We start from the raw sequence: 18,752 nt of genomic DNA, 5'->3' as shown, positions 1-18,752 counted from the left end.
CTCGCAACAGAGGAGACCTTCCATGACCTTCACGACCCGCCGCGCGGCCCTGCTGGCCGCCACGGGCCTGGCCGCCCTCAGCACGGCCGCCGCCGCCCAGACCACGCCCCCTGCCCCGACGGCGCCCGCCCCGGCCAAGAAGGAGCAATCCACCCAGGTCCAGGGCGTGACCATCACCGCCCCCTCGGCCCAGGACATCAAGACCTCGATCGACCGCCGCAGCTACAGCCTGGGCAAGGACCTCCAGGCCACCACCGGCTCGGTCGCCGACGTGCTTCGCAACGTCCCCTCGGTGCAGGTCGATGTGCAGGGCAATGTCAGCCTGCGCGGCGATCCCAACGTCACCATCATGATCGACGGCAAGCCGTCCGGCATGTTCAAGGGCGACAACCGCGGCCAGGTGCTGCAGCAGATCCCCGCCAGCCAGTTCGAGCGCGTCGAGGTGATGACCAACCCCTCGGCCGCCTTCAGCCCCGAGGGCTCGGCCGGGATCATCAACCTGATCACCAAGCAGCAGCGCGGGGTCGGCACGACTGGCTCGGTCCGCGCCAACATGGGCACCGAAGGCCGCAAGAACGCCAGCATCAGCCTGGCTCGCAACACCAAGAAGCTGACCCTGTCGGCCGACGCCGGCTGGCGTCGCGACAAGGCCAAGGGCTCCATCGAGGACGACCGCTCGCGCCTGGACCCCGTCACGGGTCGCTACGCCGACAGCCATCAGAACGTCGGCTTCAACAGCCACGGCCAGTCCCACAACCTCCGCGCCGGCGTCGACTACGACCTCGACAAGCAGACCCGCCTCAGCGCCGAGGCCCGCTACAACGACACGTCCTACAGCTCCAAGTCCGGCTCGTCCTACGAGGGCAAGGACGTCAATGGCGCGCCCATCGTCCGCTATCAGCGCCTCAGCGACGGCAAGATGAAGAAGTCAGTGGGCGGCCTGTCCGGCGACCTGCGCCACAAGTTCTCCGGCGACGAGCATGAGTTCACCCTGCACACCAGCGTCGAGCGCACCCGCGACCGCCAGCTGACCGACGCCAACGGCTTCAACCAGCTGCCGGCCGTCTCGAACTATGTCGAGCACGTCAGCATCGGCGACGAACTGGTCCAGAGCCGCCTGAAGGCCGAGTACAAGCGTCCCCTGCCCGGCGGCGCCAAGCTTGTGGCGGGCTACGAGCTGCAGGTCGACAACAACGACTATGACAACTACGGCGCGCGCGGCCCGACGGGCGGCGCCCTGGCGGTCGATCCGGCCCTGACCAACCAGTTCAAGTACGACCAGGTCGTCCACGCGGTCTACGCGACCCTCAGCCGCCCGATCGGCGACCTGACCATCATGCCGGGCCTGCGGATCGAGGAGGTCACGGTCGACACCAACCAGGTCACCTCGAAGCTGAAGGACAGCTACGACTACCTGCGCGCCTATCCGTCGCTGCATGTGCAGTACAAGGTCGACGACACCCGACAGATCAACGCCAGCTACAGCCGCCGCATCCAGCGCCCGACGGCCCAGGACCTGAACCCGTACCGGATCTACCAGGACCCCTATAGCTACCGTCAGGGCGACCCGCGCCTGAAGCCGCAGACCACGGACTCGTTCGAGGTCGGCTACCAGCTGCGCAAGGGCTACAACTACTACCAGGGCACGCTCTACTACCGTGAGGCGCGCGACGGCGTCACCGACGTGGTCCGCGACATCGGCAACGGCGTGCTTCTGACCAGCAAGGCCAACCTGGCCAAGAGCCGCAGCGGCGGCCTGGAGCTGGTCGCCAACGCCCGCCTGACGCCCAAGATCTCGTACACGATCAGCGGCAACGCCTTCTGGAACGAGATCGGCGCCACGGACCTGGGCTTCCCGGACAAGCGCTCAGCCTGGACCGTGTCGGGCTACGCGGCCCTGAACGTGCAGGCGACGCCCAAGGACTTCCTGCAGATCAGCGGCTTCGCCACGGGCAAGCGCCTGACGCCGCAGGGCTACAAGGAGCCGACCGGCATGCTGCTGCTGGGCTACCGCCACAAGTTCAACGACCGCGTCTCCGGCGTGGTGACAGTGCAGGACGCGCTGAAGACCTTCGGCGACAAGCTGGTCATCGACACCCCGGCCCTGAAGGACCGCCGCGCCCTCGACCTGGACCTGCGGGCCATCTTCGTCGGCGTCACCTACAACTTCGGCGGAACCGGCGCCCCCGACCCGCGCCGCCGCCGCGAGCCGGCCTTCGACTTCCAGACCAGCCCCGGCGGCGCGGGCCCGCTATAGATCCCTGCCCAAACCCTGGGCGACAAATCGGCCGGCCCTGCGACAAATCCGTTGCAGCGGCCGGCCTCGTCCTGGAGCGAACGCTTCCTCTGGCCGACGCTCTATGGGCAAACCGTGGAAACCCTTGGCGATCAGCCGTTGGCTAGACGCCTGGATGCGCACTAAGCCCTTCGCCGTCACCTCATCCAATGCCGCAGAAGGACGCTAAATGGCGTCTATATTCGCGGCAAACCGGGTCGCGCTCTCCCGCCGCCACGCGACGAACCTAGCCAGCCCCTCGGCCAGCTTGACCTTGGGCTTGTAGCCGCACAGCGCCTGCAGCTTGTCGATATTGGCGAAGGTGGCCGGAACATCGCCGGGCTGCATCGGCAGGAAGACCTTCTTGGCCTCGATGCCCAGGGCGGCCTCGAGGGTCGAGATCATCTCCATCAGCCCGACAGGATCGTTGTCGCCGATATTGTAGACCTCGTGACCGCCCTGAGCCGGCGGGTGGTCGAGCACGCCGACGATGCCGTCGACGATGTCGTCGATATAGGTGAAGTCGCGGGCCATCCTGCCCTCGCCATAGACCTCGATCGCCTCGCCCTTCAGCATCTTCTCGGTGAAGCCGAAATAGGCCATGTCCGGCCGGCCCCACGGGCCATAGACGGTAAAGAACCGCAGGCCCGACTGGGGAAAGCCGTAAAGCTTGGCGTAGCTCTGGCTCAGCAGTTCGCACGAACGCTTCGTCGCCGCATACAGCGACACCGGGCTTTCGGCCGGGTCGCTCTCGCGGAAGCCGTCGCCGTTCAGCGGCCGGTCGCCATAGACGCTGGACGAGCTGGCGTAGACCAGGTGCTCCACCCCGGCGTGGCGACAGGCCTCCAGCACCGACAGGTGGCCCGCGAGATTGCTGCGCTCGTAGGCGAACGGGTTCTCGATCGAGTAGCGGACCCCGGCCTGGGCGGCCAGGTGGATCACCTGCTTCGCGCCCGAGGTCTTCACCAGTTCGGCGAAGGCCTCATGATCGGCGATGTCCATGCGGACCATGGTGAAGTCTTCGCGGCCGACCAGTCGCGCCGCCCGCGCTTCCTTCAAAGCCGGATCGTAGTAGGCGTTGAACACATCGACGCCAACCACCGCCTCGCCGCGATCAAGGAGGCGCTCGGCGACGTGGTAGCCCACGAAGCCCGCCGCGCCAGTGACGATGATCGGAGGCGCCATGGCTCAGCCTCGGCCGATACTGGCGTAGGTAAAGCCGTGCCGTACCATCTCCGCGGGCTTGTAGACATTGCGCAGGTCCACCACGACCGGGGCCTTCATCAGGAGCTTAACGCGGTCCAGATCCAGCGCCCGGAACTGGTCCCACTCGGTCAGGATGACCAGGGCGTCGGCGCCCTCGGCCGCCTCGTAGGCGCCGGTCTTGAAGTCGACGTCCCTGAGCATGTGGGCGGCTTCCTTCGCGCCTTCCGGATCGAAGGCCTGCACCTTGGCGCCCATGGCCTGCAAGGCCGGCAGGATGTCGAGGCTGGGGGCGTCGCGCATGTCGTCGGTGTTCGGCTTGAAGGTCACGCCCAGCACGCCGATCGTCTTGCCGGTCAGGTCCTCGGCGCCGATGGCGTGGGCCACCTTGGCGGCCATGGCCTTCTTGCGGGCGTCGTTGACCTCGACCGTGGTCTCGATCAGGCGGGTCGGGGCGCCGTATTGCTGAGCCGTGCGGACCAGGGCGATGGTGTCCTTCGGGAAGCAGCTGCCGCCGTAGCCAGGCCCAGCGTTCAGGAACTTGCCGCCGATCCGCTTGTCCAGACCGATGCCCTTGGCCACCTGCTGGACGTCGGCCCCGACCTTCTCGCAGAGGTCGGCCATCTCGTTGATGAAGGTGATCTTCATCGCCAGGAAGGCGTTGGCCGCGTACTTGATCAGCTCGCTGGTCCGGCGGCCGGTGAAGACGATCGGGGTCTCGTTGAGGCTCAAGGGGCGATAGAGCTCGCGCATCACCGCCTGGGCCCGCTCGTCCTCGGTGCCGACCACCACGCGGTCGGGACGCTTGAAGTCCTCGATCGCCGCGCCTTCGCGCAGGAACTCGGGGTTCGACACCACCGCGAACTGGGCGTTCGAATTGGTCTTGCGGATAATCGCCTCGACCTCGTCGCCGGTGCCGACCGGCACGGTCGACTTGGTGACCACCACCGTGAAGCCGTCGATCAGGCCGGCGATCTCCTCGGCGGCGGCGTAGACGTAGGAAAGGTCCGCATGGCCGTCGCCGCGCCGGGTGGGCGTCCCCACCGCGATGAACACCGCGTCGGCGTTCTTGATCGCCTGGGCGCCGTCCAGGGTGAAGGAGAGCCGCCCCTCACGGACATTGCGGGCCACCAGATCGTCCAGACCGGGCTCGAAGATCGGGATCTCGCCTTTGTGGAGGCGCTCTATCTTCGACGGGTCCTTGTCGATGCACGTCACCACGTGCCCGAAGTCGGCAAAGCACGCCCCCGACACCAGCCCCACATAACCCGTGCCAATCATCGCTACGCGCATAGATTCCCACCTGCTTGTTCCCGCTCAACCCACGGGACGAGAATTGCAAAGAAGCCTTTTCCACGCACGGGACGCCGAACGTTGGAGGCTTGCTAAATAACCGGATACTTCCACATTGCGACGACATTCTCGCTGTCGTGACAATGCACCTCTAGCGCTCAGGCCTCTGGTAGACATCTCCAGTATCAGCGGTCGCCACGCTTTCATCCAGCATGGCCAGAGCGCCTTTTGATCCGCGCCCGACCGGTGAGGCCGAGGCGGGCGCGGGAACGCAGGCGATTAGGAGACCCTCCCCTATCGCTGCGGCGCTGGACGAGGCCCTGCTGGCGCGTGCTGGGGCAGGCGCGGCAGGTTGCCGATCATGCCGTCCGGTCGCGCCTTGGCCAGCATGCGCTGATAGGCCGGCCGCGCCTCGATCCTGGCCTTCCAGGCGGCGACGTTGGGAAACCGCGCCTCGTCGACGAGATTGAGCGCCGTGGCGACGTTGAGGGGAAAAAACATCATGATGTCAGCGCCCGAGAAAGCCGCGCCGCCGAACCAGGCGTGCTTGCCCAGGAACTCGTCGGCGAACTGGACGACAGCCTCGGAATCCACCAGCCGCGAGCGCTCCTTGGGCGGCTGCGCCGTCCAGGCGCGGTAGTCGGAGAACAATCGCGCGGCCAGGCTGCCCTCGGCGAAGTGCATCCACATCAGGTAAGCGGGATAGTCCCGGCTCTCCAGGGCCGGTTGCAGCTTGCCTGGAGCGTGCCGGTTGAGGATCAGTTCGATGATCGCGCCGGACTCGACCAGAACCTGGTCGCCATAGGTCACCGTCGGCGCCATCGGCACCACGGGACTGAAGGCCCGGATCATCGCCATCGAGCCAGCGAGATCGCCACGCTTGAACTTCAGCTGGTACGGCAGTCCCAGCTCCTCCATCAGCCAGACGATCCGCTCAGACCGACGGCCTTCGAGGTGATAGATCGTCACCTCCGGCATCGGCGCGGCGGGCTTGGCGGCGGTTCTCGACGCCGCCAGCGCCAGGGGGGCGGCGATCAGGCCGGCGAGCGCGGCCAGCGAACCGCGACGTCCAATGCTCTGTCCCATCAGGGTCTCCTCATCTGTCATTGTTGTTGTGAGGGCTCCAAGGCCCCCTGCCCGGCGGCGGCGCGGGGCAAGCGCGCCGCCGCCGCGTACGACTTAGAAGGCCACGTCGAGGCTGACCCCGACCCGGCGGACCGAGTCCGGGCTGAAATACTGGACATAGCCGCCAGGATTGAGCGCCGTGACCGGCGAGGGCGTGATCTGCGCGGCGTAGCGCTTGTCGAGCAGGTTGCTGGCGTACAGCGCCACGCTCCAGGCCTTGTCGGGCGCCGAGACGCCCAGGCGACCGCCCAGCAGGCCGTAAGCCTTCTGGATCGTGCCAGGATCGCCGCTGATGGCGTAGTTGATGTCGCTCTGCCAGTTCCAGTTGGCCTGGAAGAAGCCTCGCAGATTGGCGCCGAGGGACCGTTCATAGGCCAGGCTGGCGCCGTAGACCCATTCGGGCACGCCGGCGATGCTCAGGCCCTTGGCGTTGAAGAAGCCGTCCAGCGAGGTGGGCGAGGCCGGCGGCGCGCTGCACGGGCCGCCCTGCGCGATCTTGGGCTGGCCGAAATAGCATTGCACGCCGTTGAAGTCGGCATAGCGGGCGTGGGTGTAGGCGCCGCCCGCCGTGAGGGTCAGGCCCGCCGCGAGCCGCGCCACCAGATTGGCCTCCACGCCCCGCGTCTTGATCTCCCCGGCGTTGGTGATCCGCGACGAATAGGTGGCGCTGGTCAGGTCCGAGACCTGGGCCTGGAAGTTCTTGATCCGCGTGCTGTAGACATCGGCGTTGAAGATCAGGCGACGATCCAGGAACGCGGCCTTGAAGCCGATCTCGTAGCTCGTTGGGATCTCCGGCTGGACCCTCTGGTCGGCGGCGGCCGTGGCGGCGCTGAGGCCACTGAAGCCCGGACCCTTGTAGCCCCGCGACACCGTCGCATAGAGCATCAGGTCGTCGGTGGCGTTGAAGCGCGGCCCGACGCGCCAGGAGAGGTTGGTGTTGTCGACCTCCTGGTGCAGGTCCAGCGTGACCGAGCCGGGGATGTAGACCGCGCCCGGCGTCGGAGCCCGGTGATAGTCCAGGGTGATCTCGTCGCGCGTGACGCGCGCCCCCGCGATCAGGTCCAGCTTCGGGGTGATGTGCAGCCCGACCTGGCCGAACCCAGCCAGGCTGGTCGAGTTGATGTCGTTGTAGGTCGAGGTCTCGAAGATCGTCCCCAGCGGTGCGCCCGGGATGATCGGAACCACCGCGCCGTTCGACGCCGGCACGATCCAGCTCAGCTGCCCGCGCTGACGGATCAGCGATGAGGCCTTGGAGTGGTAGAGATAGAGGCCGGCGACATAGTCGAACCGCTTTCCGATCGGCGAGGTCAGGCGCAGTTCCTGGCTCAGCCAGTCGGTCTTGCCCGCGCCGCCATTGACGTCGACATAGCTGACGGGCGTCAGGTCGCCGTCATAGAACGCCTCGCGCTTGACCGAGCGATAGGCGCTGATCGAGGTCAGGGTCAGCTCGCCGAGATCGTAGTCGACCTGCAGCGTGCCGCCCTGGGCGGTCGACTTGCCTTGCGACGGACCATTGGCGGCGACCTGCAGGTTCTTCGGACCGGCGACGATGCCGTAACGGGCGTTGGTGACCGCCGGCGCGTAGCCCGGCGTCACCTTGCGCCAGGTCGAAGAGCAGCAGAACGTGTCGTTGTCGGTGCGATCGGCCGAGAAATAGACGGTCAGGTCGTCATTGGGACGCCACAGCGCCTTCAGGGTCAGGGTGCTGACGTCCTGCGGATCGGTGAAGACATTGTCCTTGGCGACGTTGCGGATCAGCCCGTCACGTTCGTTGTGCGTGGCCACCAGGCGCAGGGCGAGCGTATCGCCCAGGGCCACGTTGCCGATGGCTTGCAGGATCCGTTCGCCGCGTTCTCCGTACTGCGCGTGCAGCTCCCCGCTGTTCTCGTTCAATCGGGGGCGCTTGGTGATGAAATGGATCAGGCCCGCCGAAGCGTTCTTGCCGAACAGCATGCCCTGCGGTCCGCGCAGGATCTCGACCCGCTCGATATCGGCGAGCGTGGCCAGGCTGGCCGGGTCGGCCAGCACCACGCCGTCGACAACGGTCGAGATGCTCTGCTCGATGCCGGCCGAGAAGCTGCTGGTGCCGACGCCTCGGACGGTCAGGCCCGAAGCGCTGCTGCTCAGGCTCTGCTTGAACCGGACGCTGGGGTCGATCAGGGACAGTTGCTGGGGCTGGGTGATGTTCATCGCCGCCAGCGCCTCGCCGCGCACGGCGGTGATGGCCAGCGGCACGTCCTGGACGTTCTCGGCGCGCTTTTGGGCCGTGACCGTGATCTCGTCGACGCTGACGGCGGCGTTGGCAGGGACCTGGGCGACTTGGGCCGCGGCGGCGGTGGCGCCGATCAGCATGGCGAACCCAAGCGAAGCGCCCAGCAGAAGCTCAGCCTTCAGGGCCCGCGGCGAGCGCGGTTGGATAGACATGGCGCGTTCCTTCCTTGAGCCGCTGAGCGGCTTCTTTTGTGATCTGGGACAGGCGCAGGCCGTCGGCGTCCGCTTGAGACGGACGGTCAAGCGCCAGGGGCGAAGCCGACCGGCTCACCGCTTCAGGAGATCAGCGTCCGAGCTCGGGACGCTTAAGTAACGGTATCGTCACTTAACTGATCTGGCAACGGGTTTCGAACAGCCGTTCGTCACGCCGTCGCGCTTGGCCGATCCGTAACGCGCGTCAGCCAGGCTTGCACGGCGGCGCAATCCTCCGGAACCGAAACGCCGATGAAGCGCCCAAAGTCCGCGGTGGTCTGGGCGATGATGTCGGCCATGCTGTAGGCGTCGCCCGCGATGAATTCCCGATCGGCCAATTCCGTGTCGAGCCAGCGATAGGCCCGTTCGACATGCGCGCGGTTCGACTCGCCGAAGTCGGTGAACTGGGTCAGCAGGCTGGCCGTCAGGGGATGGGTATGACGCCAGATGTGGGCGATCGGCATCATCAGCTGCAGCTCGATACGGCGGATCCACATGTCGATCACGGCCTGCTCCTTCGGCGACACGCCAAAGAGCGGCGGCGTGGGGTGCAGGCCTTCCAGATACCGGCAGATGCTGACGCTCTCGCTGAGATACGAACCGTCGTCCAGTTCAAGCACCGGGACCTGTCCCAGGGTGTTCTTCTCCAGAAAAGCGCTGGCCTTGTGGGCGCGCTCGCGCAGAGGCACCCGTTCCTGCTCCAGCGTCAGGCCCTTCTCGGCCAGGAAGATGCGCACCCGTCGCGGATTGGGCGCGGGATTGTCTTCGCCATAGAGCTTCACGTTCAGTCCTCCCGTCGGCGATCGCGCCGCGCACAGGGTCTGGACGCCCCGCGCGTTAAGTAACGGTATCGTCACTTAGTGCGCCAAGGCAAGCTCATTTCCGGATGAAGGACTAGGTGGTCTTGGCCGGGCGAGGTTCGCCGTATTTCTTCGCCAGGGCCTTGGCGCCGGCGACGACGGCCAGGGTGATAGCGTCGATCATGGCCTCGTCGTCGCCGTCGCGGGCGTCCAGAGCACCGGCGGTGCCCGCCACCATGAACCAGGCGTATTGCTTGGCCTGGCGAGGCGGCAGCCCGAACGCCTTTTGGAGACCCAGGGCCCACCCCTCCGCGTCGGCCTTGCGGTTGTTGCGGGCCCGCTCCGCCAAGGGGCCACAGTCCCTGACCAGGCGCATGAACAGCTCACCGCGTTCGTCGGCGCGACGGCACCAGTATTTCAGGGCGCCGCGGACCCAGTCCTCGAAACTGGACGTCGGCCCGACCTCGCTGGCCAAGCGCTCCACATAGATCTGGGTTTCACGGTCGAACAAAGCGGTCAGCAGGTCGTCGCGGTCGGTGAAATAGCGATAGCCCAGCGCCTTGGTGACGCCCGTCAGGTGCGCCACGCCATCCATCGTCACAGCCGCCACGCCGTGCTCGATGACGATCTGCGCGGCCGCATCGAGAAAGCGCTCACGGCGCTCCGCGCCCTTCAGTCGTGTCTGGGTCATGCCTGCCTCGAACCTGACTGTTAAATGGCGCGGGCGAAGCGTGACTGGCAAGCGTTTGCGGTGAGCGATCCCAGCCACCGCTACCTGCGTCGCCCCTCGCGGGATCGACTCGTAGCCAAACTTGAAGCTGACGAAATCGAAAGCGCGCATGTCGTTCAGCAGATTCACCGCATGCCCCATCATGCTCACCTGAACACGGTGGAGCTGAGTTTGGCCAAGGCCGTAGCTACGGACGGTTTGAACTTACCTGTTCATGTGGATTTGACTGGGGCCGACATAGACCGAGTTGCTGCGACGCTCGCGGAAGCGCTTGCCCAAAAGTAGACAGAACCCATTGCGTACCCCTCCTTTGTAACCTCCGCTTGCCGTATGGCCGTGTAGCGATCTCGCTGGACCGACCTGGACGGCTCGCGCCGATTTCGCGCTTTCAGGCCGGCCGGCTTTTACCCTTCGCCCGGCGTCAGCAAGGCGGCGTGGCGAGGCAGGGCGCTAGACGAAGACGCTACTCTTGATCATGAGGTTTTGGTGACCGTTTCAGCTCCTGCTGTCGGTTTGTCGCGGCTTCGCGCAGAGGTCCGCGCACGATCTTACCCAACGCGTTACGGGGGATTTCGGGCACCTCCATCAGCTGAACAGCCCATTTGAGGCTCATCTGTAGGCGCGCCTGAAGGACAGCGACATCAAGCTTGCCCTTCCGCACATAGGCCAGCCACGGCACTTCCAGGCCGAGTTCGTTGGGGATCGAGAAGGCCGCCGCATCCCGGACGCCAGTCACCGAGAGGGCCGCCTGCTCGAAGCGTGAGGGCAGAATCTTGTCGCCGCCGAGGTTCAAGAGGTCGTCCAGCCGTCCGAGAACCTTGAGGAGACCGGCAGGTGTGACCGTGCCGAGATCGCGCGGATAGAACCAGCCGTCCTTGAACGAGGCGCGCTCCGGATCGCCGGGACCGTCAAAGTAGCCGTCGACCACCTCGTCACCGCGCACCCGGACTTCGCCGACCGCGCCGGGCGGCAGGAGGTTGCCGTCCGCATCCAGGATTTCGACCTCGGCCCAGGGCTGGATGAAGCCGGCCCCGTCCTCGAACCCTTCCAGCATTTCGGCATGACCAATCGCTACGCTGCCGGTTTCCGTCGCGCCGTAGGTCACGATAATGTTGTCCGTCAGCAGCTCACGCGTCGCCTGCATCAGCGGAAGGGACAGGCTGCCGCCGGCGACGAAGAGCGCCAGACCGGGCGGGGCCTTGTAGCCCGGCGGCAGGCTTTCCAGCGCCATCTTCAGCTGGATCGGCGCCAGGATCAGCGCGTCGATCTCCATCGTGTCGAGGGTCTCGGCCCAGGTCTTGGCGGGATCGCGCTGGCAGAGCGCGCCGCCGACCATCCAAGCGGCCAGGCCCAGCATGAAGCCGCCGATCGAGCCAGGGCCGATCTCGGAGATCACGCGGGGCTTGGGCTTTGCGAAGACCTGGCTGACGCCGGAATGATTGATCCGCAGGTCCAGCATCGCCCGGTCCAGCATGATCATGCGGTTGACGCCGGTGGTCCCCGAGGTGACCACGATCCGCACGGCGTCGTCCGGGCGGCGCTGGCGCGGCGGCGCCGTGCGCGTTTCGGTCTTGGCCTCCTGCAGCCAAGCGTCGTCGATGACAGTGCTGGGCTTGGTCGCCGCGAAGCCGAGCGGACGGTCGCTGATGACCTGGTCAACGCCGAACTGGTCCAGGACCGCCTGGGTCGTCGGAATGCCGGCCAGCGCCATGGAGGTCGCACCCAGCTTCTCCACCGCCAGGGTCACCAGCCAGTGGGCGCCCAGGTGAGGGATGTCGATCAGGATGCGCCGGCCCGGCTCGATAACGTCGCTTAACTTGCCGGCGAAGCGATCGATCAGGTCGGCGAAGGCGCCGTAACTCCAACTCTGGTGTGGCAGCACGATTGCTGCTTCGTCGGGTACCCGACCTGCTTGGTAAGCGACAATCCGCTCGAACACTTGAAAATCCCGTACATACTGAAGCGCTGCCTATTGGAGGCATCTTCCGGGCAAATCAAGAGAACGACGGTATTATTCCCTTGCCGCGAAAGGGCATTTGGGGCATCGCACCCGGCGCTGACGGGTACTCGAGTTAAGTATGTGGGGGCTCTTCAGCGTCGCTCCTCAGTGACATTTGTTATTGCCAGTCAGGCGGGCCCTTCGGCGGCAACGCGCGCCGTCGCGCCGGTCGTGTCTCGGCGCTTGCTAGGGGGAGTGTCTCTTCCTCCGTTATTGGATTCTGCTTCGGTCATGCGTCGTTCCCTATTCGCCCAAACCGCTCTCCTGACTTTGACTTTCGCTTCCTTTGGCGGGGTAGCCCACGCCCAGGACGGCCGGGCGGTCGATGAGCTGATCGTCACGGCCCAGAAGCGTCCCGAAAACCGCCTTTCGGCTCCGATCGCGATCACCTCGTTCTCGCGCGACACCTTGAACGACCTGGGCGTCCAGGACGTGCGGGACATCGCGTCGCGGACGCCAGGCCTGGTGGTCCAGAGCCAGTCCCCTGCCAATTCCGGCTATGTGCTGCGCGGCGTCACCACCGACGACGGCGCGGCGACCGCCGAGCCCCGGGTGGCGGTGTTCCAGGATGGCGTCTCGATCGCCAAGCAGCGCGGGGCCTTCGTCGAGCTGTTCGACCTCGAGCGCGTGGAGGTCGCGCGCGGACCACAGACCACGCTGTTCGGCCGCGCCGCCCTGACCGGCGCGGTGCAGTATATCCAGAACAAGGCCGTGCTGGGCGCGCACGACGCTCGCCTGCGCCTTGAAGCCGGCGGTGACGGCTATCGCGTCGCCGAGGGTATGATCAACGCACCGATCGGCGAGACGCTGGCGGTGCGGGCCGCGGCTCGATACCGGGAAAAGGACGGCGACATCGAGAACCTGTTGGGCGGGCCGGCGCTGAACAGCGTCCAGACCGGCGCAGCGCGCTTCCTAGTCGCTTGGCGACCGTCGTCGGCGCTGCGCAGCGACCTGATCGTCAATGTCGAGCGGGACACGCCCGGCGGCCAGTCTACGAAGTCGCGCTCCTTCTATCCGTCGGATCCCGTAACCGGCCAGATCCTAGGCGATCTCAGCAGCTTCACCGGCGCGGCCCTGGCCTCGCCCAAGGGCTTCCAGGGCGACCGCCCGATGGGCCTGCGCCGCACCATCGCCGGCGTCACCTGGCTCACCGACTATGCGCCCGGCGGCGCTTGGTCGCTCTCGCAGAATCTGGCCTGGCGGCGGTTCACCGCCTCGGAAATCTACGACCTGGACGGCTTCAGCTTCCCGTTACTGGGTTCGCTCGACGCCTCGCGCTATCGGCAATACAGCAGCGAGACGCGCCTGAACTACGCGGGCGACCGGCTGAAGGGCTTCGTCGCCGCAAGCGCCTTCTTCGAGCGCGGGCAGCAGAGCGTCGACATCCAGATCGACGAGTTCCTGCTGCTGGACATCCTGACCAACCGCCTGGATCGCAACAATCCGGTGGTGGGGCCGCTGGCGGCATATCATTCGATTCCGGGAACGGCGGTGCTGCTGCAGGGCCTGGCTGCGGCCTCGGGCTTCACACTACCGGCTGATCAGGCCAACGCCATCGCCCGCAATCTGCAGACCGACCACGGCGAGGGCGGCGTCAACGGCATCACCGGCCAGAGCTATGACCTCTTCGGCGATCTGTCCTACGCGCTGACGGACAAGCTGACACTGTCGGCCGGTCTGCGATGGTCGGCGAGCCGGAAGACCACGGACTATCAATCCTGGACCCAAAGATCGACTGCGGCGGGCATACTGGGCGCGCTGGCCGCCACCGGCGCGGCGCGCAGCGGCCTGCTCGCCGCCCTGTCGGTCCCAGGCGCGGCCTCCATTCCCCAGTCGCCGAGCTACCCCCTGCCGGTCTTCGGCCTAGCCTATCAGCAGTCGGCGCTGGAAACGAACAAGAGCCGCGATAGCGGCGCCTCCTGGCGCGTCGCCGCCAGCTACGCCCTGGCGGACTCCGGAAGCCTCTACGCCAGCTACGCCCGCGGCCAACGCCCCGAGGTGGTGTCGCCCAATACGCCGAGGACGCCAGGCGGGGCCGTGGTCTTCAAGCGCGTTTCGCCCGAGACGCTCGACTCCCTGGAGATCGGCGCGAAGGGTCGCTTCTCGACCGTGGTTCTTGAAAGCGCCGCCTACGCTTATCGCTACCGCCACTTCCAGACGACGGTGCAGCAGGGCACGCAGTTCTTCACCGACGACGCGGGCCGAGCGGACGCCTATGGCGCGGAGTTCCAGGCGCGCTGGACACTGGCGACCTGGGTGGATCTGCACGCCACCTATGCCTATGCGCACGCCCGCTTCCAGACCGGGCTCTACCAGGGCAACCACCTGCGGCTCGCGCCGGATCACACGGTCTCGCTCGACAGTACGGTAAGCTGGCCACTGGCGGGCGGGACCCTGGCCTTCGCACCGTCCTGGAGCTGGCGCTCCCATACCTATTTCAACGACGACAACGACAACCCGGCGCTGCAAACCGGGACCTTCGTCCCCGTGTTCCGCCGCGACAAGACGCAGGACAGCTACGGCCTGCTGGACGCGCGCCTGCGGTGGATCGCGCCCGGTCGCAACTGGTCGATGGAGCTTTTTGGCCGCAACCTGCTGGACCGCCACTATCTGAGGGACGCCGGCAATTCCGGCGACGATTTCGGCTTGCCGACCTACGTGCCGGGAGAAAGCCGCCTAGTCGGGATTGCCATGACGGTGCGCCCGGGCGCGCGCCGGGTCTAGCGCCTGGTCCGGCGGTCCGACCTCGTCCTATAACAAGCTCAGGCGAGGACGGCTGGTGTCTGCTTGCCGCGCGTCTATGTCCTTCATTGTCGACCCGGCCAGCTGGCTGCCGCCGGTGACGATGGCGCGCCGGCCAGGGCGACGACACCGGTCGGCTTGCCGGCGGTTACCACCATCGACAGCGACAGGCCCGTGGCGATCGGGTTTGAACTTGCCGGCATCGTTCGGGGTGTCCTTGGCGGCTTCAGCGGCCTGAGAAGCGATCAACGCGGCCCCACCGGAGCCTTAAAGTCCGCAATTAAGCGGGATGACAATGATGGCGATGGGTAGCCTTTACGGTGAGCCGGTGATTGGTCCACTCCAATCAAGGCGCCGAGCGACAGATAGAGCTACGCTCCCCCTTACCCACGGTACGATGGCGCAAAATTCCGAGTTGCGGCCCCGCCGACGCTCCTGTATCGAACGCCCTCCCCCGCCGACGTGATTTGCGTCGTCGACCCGGATGGCCCGGTGGCGGAGTGGTGACGCAGCGGACTGCAAATCCGTGCACCCCGGTTCGATTCCGGGCCGGGCCTCCAACACTCTTCCCACGCTGAACCATCACAACGCACGCTGCAGGTTTTGCTCGTCGGGTTAGGCCGACGCTGCTTTCAACCGCTTCGAGGAGAAGGCGCTAGACAGCCAAGCTCTCAAGACCGGGTCCAGCCAGCGGCCCAGTGCATATGCGAGAATAAGCTGCGCGACAAAAAACGCGCCGAGATACCTCAATGGACAAGCAGAGCATTGAAAACTCAACTTGCTGAAAGACTAGCTCCCCCCCAGCTCACAACGAAAAGCGCAATCTCGTCATAGTGAGAGCCGGGCCAAACAGCCTTCATCAGGGCTGGCAGCCCAGCGACGACGACAACTTCGACCTTTTGGTCGAAGCCTATCATCGGGACGTGATCGACGACGGCTCTAGCCATATTAGGCACCTGTTCGTGGCAGGGAAGAAAGTTTCCGGCTGGAGCCAGATTCTGACAGATCATCCCGACATCTTGGATCGGTATGACCAGGTTGCATTCATCGACGACGACATCGAGACTTCGGCGGCTGCCATCTCGAGATGCTTTTCTGTCGGGCAAGATTGGGACCTGCACATCTGGCAGCCAGCGCTGTCCGCCGACTCCTATGTCACCTATGCCGCCTCGATCACAAACCCGGACCTAGACCTGCGGTTTTGCAACTATATCGAGATGATGTGCCCGTTCTTCAAATCCGCAGAACTAAGACGCGCGGCGCCGCTTTTCACGATGGGCTTCGAATCAGGCATCGATCTAATCTGGTGCAGCTTGGCAGAGGAGGCTGGCGGGCGCTGCGCCATCGTAGACTGCTGCGTCGTCAAGCACACCCGACCGGTTGGTGAGCTCAAGCATCTCAACGGCTTCATCGGGCGGACTTACGAATCCGACATTTATGAATGCCTCGACCTGTTTGGTGTGCGTTGGCCGTCCTGGGTGGCATCTGGCGCCGTTAATCGCAGCGGCCAGACCATATCGTCCAAGTTAGCGCTGACCATCCACGCGGCGCGGCCGCTGCTTAGCCTATTGTCCGCGCCACGCGGGACCCGTCGATATCGCCTCAAGGCCGCGATGGACCACATTCGTCATCAGGTAACGCGCCCGGCCTACTTCGGAAGCAACGTCACCGAGAAATTGGCGGCTCTTTAGGCCTCCGCCTAAGGCACGATCGCGGCGCTATGGCCGTCAGGCCGACGCTGTCCAGCCTAAGATCACGGTCACTGCCGGCGCCGTTCAGCTTTCCCCCGCGCACCGCCTCGCCCCCACCCTGGGTCGACGTGGTGGGAACCATCCAGCGGTCCGCGCCCACCAACGAGTAGCTATGCGTTGGCAGGTTTCGTCGCTTCGACCCTTTGCGGGCCTGCTGAAGCCGCACACACCAAACTAAGCGCTACCTTGGCAACAACCAACGTCCGCCGAATTTAGCGAGATCGTCAATATTCAAATTCATCAACAAAAACTAACTTTCCAGCCAAGGCCGAAAAAATGCCCGCATGCGACAATTCGCGCGAACACTTTACTTAAATCAATACTTTCTGAATACGATATTTACCATAGATATTTCCGTGCATTTCACAAAACTGGCGCACCAATATGAGCGAAAAACCCGCTTAAACCGTCTGCGCACTAGATAAACTCAAGCACAGACGCCAATCTCAAAGTATTGAGGACTCCGTCGTGCCAGACCTCTCCGGTTACAAGCTCTCGTTCGACGAAGAGTTTAACTCGCGCAGCATCGGCCAACCCGGTACGGGCCACGTGTGGTCGGACATCCGCCCCGAGTGGCGCCTGAACGCCAGTGCGGATATTGGGTTCGGGGACTCTGCGTTTGTTGATCCCAGTTCGGGCATTGACCCGTTCGCCGTGAAAGACGGCAAGCTGTCGATCACCGCCGCGCGGGCGCCGTCGTCGATCGTGGGCCCCGGCTCCTGGGCCTCCGGCCTCATAACCACGAAGGATACGTTCGCTCAGAAGTACGGCTACTTCGAGATGCGCGCGGAGTTTCCGACCGACAAGGGTGTTTGGCCGGCATTCTGGCTGCTTCCCGCCAACGGCGGCTGGCCACCCGAGATTGACGTCGTCGAGGCCTATGGCACCAGCGACCTGTATAGCTACCTGCACACGACCGACAAGACGCACGAAGCCCAGTACTGGAGCCGTCAGACGACGATGCTCTCGGGCTATCACACCTATGGGGTTCTATGGACCAAGGACACCATCTCTTTCTGGTATGACGGCAAGCAGGTCGGAAGCTTCGCCACGCCGGCGGATATGAACCAGCCGATGTACATGCTGATCGATCTGGCCATGAAGAAGCCCGTAGACGGCATGACTGACGCGCCGAAGACGATGAACATCGACTATGTCCGCGCCTATTCTCTTGATAGCGATGCTAAGGCCGTGAGCCTGGACCATATCTCTTCGCCCGACGGCAACGACACGTCGAATCTCTTGGGCGCGACGTCCTACATCGCCCCCATAGTTGTCGCGCCACCAGCGACGACCTCGCCGACCGCACCGGTCATCACAGCCCCGGTCACGCCACCGTCCACCGTGACAGTCACAACGCCAGCGACCGCGACGCCAGCCCCCGCGCCAAGCACGCCGACGACCAAGACCGTCACCGGAGCCGCCACCGCCGACACCTTCAAGGCCGTTAGCGGCGAGACGCACTATGATGGCGGCCTCGGGCACGACACGCTATCCTACGCCAAGGCGTCCTCAAGCTACTCGATCAAGGCGAATGCCGACGGCAGTTGGTCGGTGACAAGCGCTGATAGCCGCGACATCGTCACCAACATCGAAACGCTGTCGTTCAGCGACCGCTCGGTCGAACTGGTCGACAGCCGCGTGGCTACGGCCATGAACAACATCCTTCGCATCGCGCCGCTCAGCACGCAGGCTCAGGCGACGACGAAGGTGTTGGCGGCCGATATGGCGGCCGGCGGGACGCTGGACAGCGCGATGGCCCAGGTGACGAAGGCGGCGGCGGCAACGACCGAGGTCGCGGTTCTGAGCTACCAGTTCTTCACCGGCAAGACCCCCACCGCCGCAGGCATGGACTATCTAATCGCGCCCACGGGGCCGAACGCCAATAACCTCAGCAGCGAATACTACAGCGCGCTCAACGTTGAAAATCGCTACATCAGTTTCGCAATCAACCTGGGCACCCAGGGCGAAGGTCAGGCGACGTTCGCCAAGACCTACGGCGAACTGACGCTGCTTGAGGCCACCAAGCTGGCATACGCCAAGGTGTTTGGCATGACGCCCAGCGACGAGAAGGCCCACCTCCTGCTCGATACGGTGGTCGGCCCGAATGGGATGACCCGCGCCGAATATTTCGGCGAATGGGCCCACGACTCCACCGACGGTCAGGGCGCCAAAGCCGCCATGGTCGGCTGGCTTCTGGCCGAAGCGGCCTCTGCCGATATCGGCGTCTACGCCAAGTCGGCTGAAGCGTTTTTCACCGATCAGATGACGTACGGAGTGCATAGCGTCGATCTCGTAGGCGTCTATGGAAAGGTCGACCACTAGCAACCTTCGCACCCTTCTGCTTGATCGCATCCACCGGCATCGCGAT

At 65.1% G+C, this 18,752-nt stretch carries 13 protein-coding genes and 1 tRNA gene; 6 read left to right on the top strand and 8 right to left on the bottom strand.

The window, feature by feature from the left end; translation table 11 throughout:
- Positions 1-22: 22 nt before the first annotated feature.
- Positions 23-2,257: an outer membrane beta-barrel family protein gene (locus CSW62_RS08685; protein WP_099576878.1), complete on the top strand. Its 2,235-nt coding sequence runs from the start codon at positions 23-25 to the stop codon at positions 2,255-2,257.
- A gap of 204 nt (positions 2,258-2,461) precedes the next feature.
- Here CSW62_RS08685 and CSW62_RS08680 read toward each other — a convergent pair whose 3' ends face one another.
- The 6 genes from CSW62_RS08680 to CSW62_RS08655 form a co-directional block, all read right to left on the bottom strand.
- Positions 2,462-3,460 (bottom strand): NAD-dependent epimerase/dehydratase family protein, encoded by a 999-nt coding sequence (locus tag CSW62_RS08680; protein ID WP_099576876.1) that lies wholly within the window; start codon positions 3,458-3,460, stop codon positions 2,462-2,464.
- Between the two features lie 3 nt (positions 3,461-3,463).
- Positions 3,464-4,771, bottom strand: a complete 1,308-nt coding sequence (locus CSW62_RS08675) for a UDP-glucose/GDP-mannose dehydrogenase family protein (RefSeq protein ID WP_099576834.1) — start codon at positions 4,769-4,771, stop codon at positions 3,464-3,466.
- A 294-nt stretch (positions 4,772-5,065) separates the two neighbouring features.
- On the bottom strand, positions 5,066-5,857 hold the full coding sequence (locus tag CSW62_RS08670; protein ID WP_158235411.1) for a glutathione S-transferase family protein: 792 nt from the start codon (positions 5,855-5,857) through the stop codon (positions 5,066-5,068).
- Between the two features lie 93 nt (positions 5,858-5,950).
- The gene (locus tag CSW62_RS08665) at positions 5,951-8,320 is read right to left on the bottom strand and encodes a TonB-dependent receptor (protein WP_099576871.1); all 2,370 of its coding nucleotides are present in this window, start codon (positions 8,318-8,320) and stop codon (positions 5,951-5,953) included.
- Positions 8,321-8,529: 209 nt separating this feature from the next.
- Positions 8,530-9,141: a glutathione S-transferase family protein gene (locus tag CSW62_RS08660; protein ID WP_099576869.1), complete on the bottom strand. Its 612-nt coding sequence runs from the start codon at positions 9,139-9,141 to the stop codon at positions 8,530-8,532.
- A gap of 112 nt (positions 9,142-9,253) precedes the next feature.
- Positions 9,254-9,850: a TetR/AcrR family transcriptional regulator gene (locus tag CSW62_RS08655; RefSeq protein WP_158235410.1), complete on the bottom strand. Its 597-nt coding sequence runs from the start codon at positions 9,848-9,850 to the stop codon at positions 9,254-9,256.
- A 24-nt stretch (positions 9,851-9,874) separates the two neighbouring features.
- Between CSW62_RS08655 and CSW62_RS26100 the strand changes: the two genes are divergently transcribed.
- Positions 9,875-10,174, top strand: a complete 300-nt coding sequence (locus tag CSW62_RS26100) for a DegT/DnrJ/EryC1/StrS family aminotransferase (protein WP_143324359.1) — start codon at positions 9,875-9,877, stop codon at positions 10,172-10,174.
- 178 nt (positions 10,175-10,352) lie between these two features.
- Here CSW62_RS26100 and CSW62_RS08650 read toward each other — a convergent pair whose 3' ends face one another.
- Entirely contained in the window at positions 10,353-11,828 is a 1,476-nt protein-coding gene (locus CSW62_RS08650) for a class I adenylate-forming enzyme family protein (RefSeq protein WP_099576865.1), read from the bottom strand.
- A 291-nt stretch (positions 11,829-12,119) separates the two neighbouring features.
- Between CSW62_RS08650 and CSW62_RS08645 the strand changes: the two genes are divergently transcribed.
- Positions 12,120-14,612 carry a TonB-dependent receptor gene (locus CSW62_RS08645; protein ID WP_099576863.1) on the top strand — a complete coding sequence of 831 codons (2,493 nt, stop codon included), beginning with the start codon at positions 12,120-12,122 and terminating at the stop codon, positions 14,610-14,612.
- An 83-nt stretch (positions 14,613-14,695) separates the two neighbouring features.
- On the opposite strand, the gene CSW62_RS26380 is transcribed toward CSW62_RS08645, so the two are convergent.
- The gene (locus CSW62_RS26380; RefSeq protein ID WP_158235408.1) at positions 14,696-14,833 is read right to left on the bottom strand and encodes a hypothetical protein; all 138 of its coding nucleotides are present in this window, start codon (positions 14,831-14,833) and stop codon (positions 14,696-14,698) included.
- A gap of 283 nt (positions 14,834-15,116) precedes the next feature.
- On the opposite strand from CSW62_RS26380, the gene CSW62_RS08640 reads away from it, so the two are divergent.
- The 3 genes from CSW62_RS08640 (at position 15,117) to CSW62_RS08630 (ending at position 18,706) form a co-directional block, all read left to right on the top strand.
- A tRNA-Cys gene (locus CSW62_RS08640) sits at positions 15,117-15,190 on the top strand.
- A 273-nt stretch (positions 15,191-15,463) separates the two neighbouring features.
- Positions 15,464-16,321, top strand: coding sequence for a hypothetical protein (locus tag CSW62_RS08635; RefSeq protein ID WP_099576861.1), 858 nt, complete (start codon positions 15,464-15,466; stop codon positions 16,319-16,321).
- A gap of 528 nt (positions 16,322-16,849) precedes the next feature.
- Positions 16,850-18,706 carry a family 16 glycosylhydrolase gene (locus CSW62_RS08630; RefSeq protein WP_099576859.1) on the top strand — a complete coding sequence of 619 codons (1,857 nt, stop codon included), beginning with the start codon at positions 16,850-16,852 and terminating at the stop codon, positions 18,704-18,706.
- Positions 18,707-18,752 lie beyond the last annotated feature (46 nt).

This window comes from Caulobacter sp. FWC2 (assembly GCF_002742625.1).
Taxonomy (GTDB): domain Bacteria; phylum Pseudomonadota; class Alphaproteobacteria; order Caulobacterales; family Caulobacteraceae; genus Caulobacter.
Note: the sequence above shows the minus strand (reverse complement) of the source record. Positions and strands in the feature narration are given on the sequence as shown.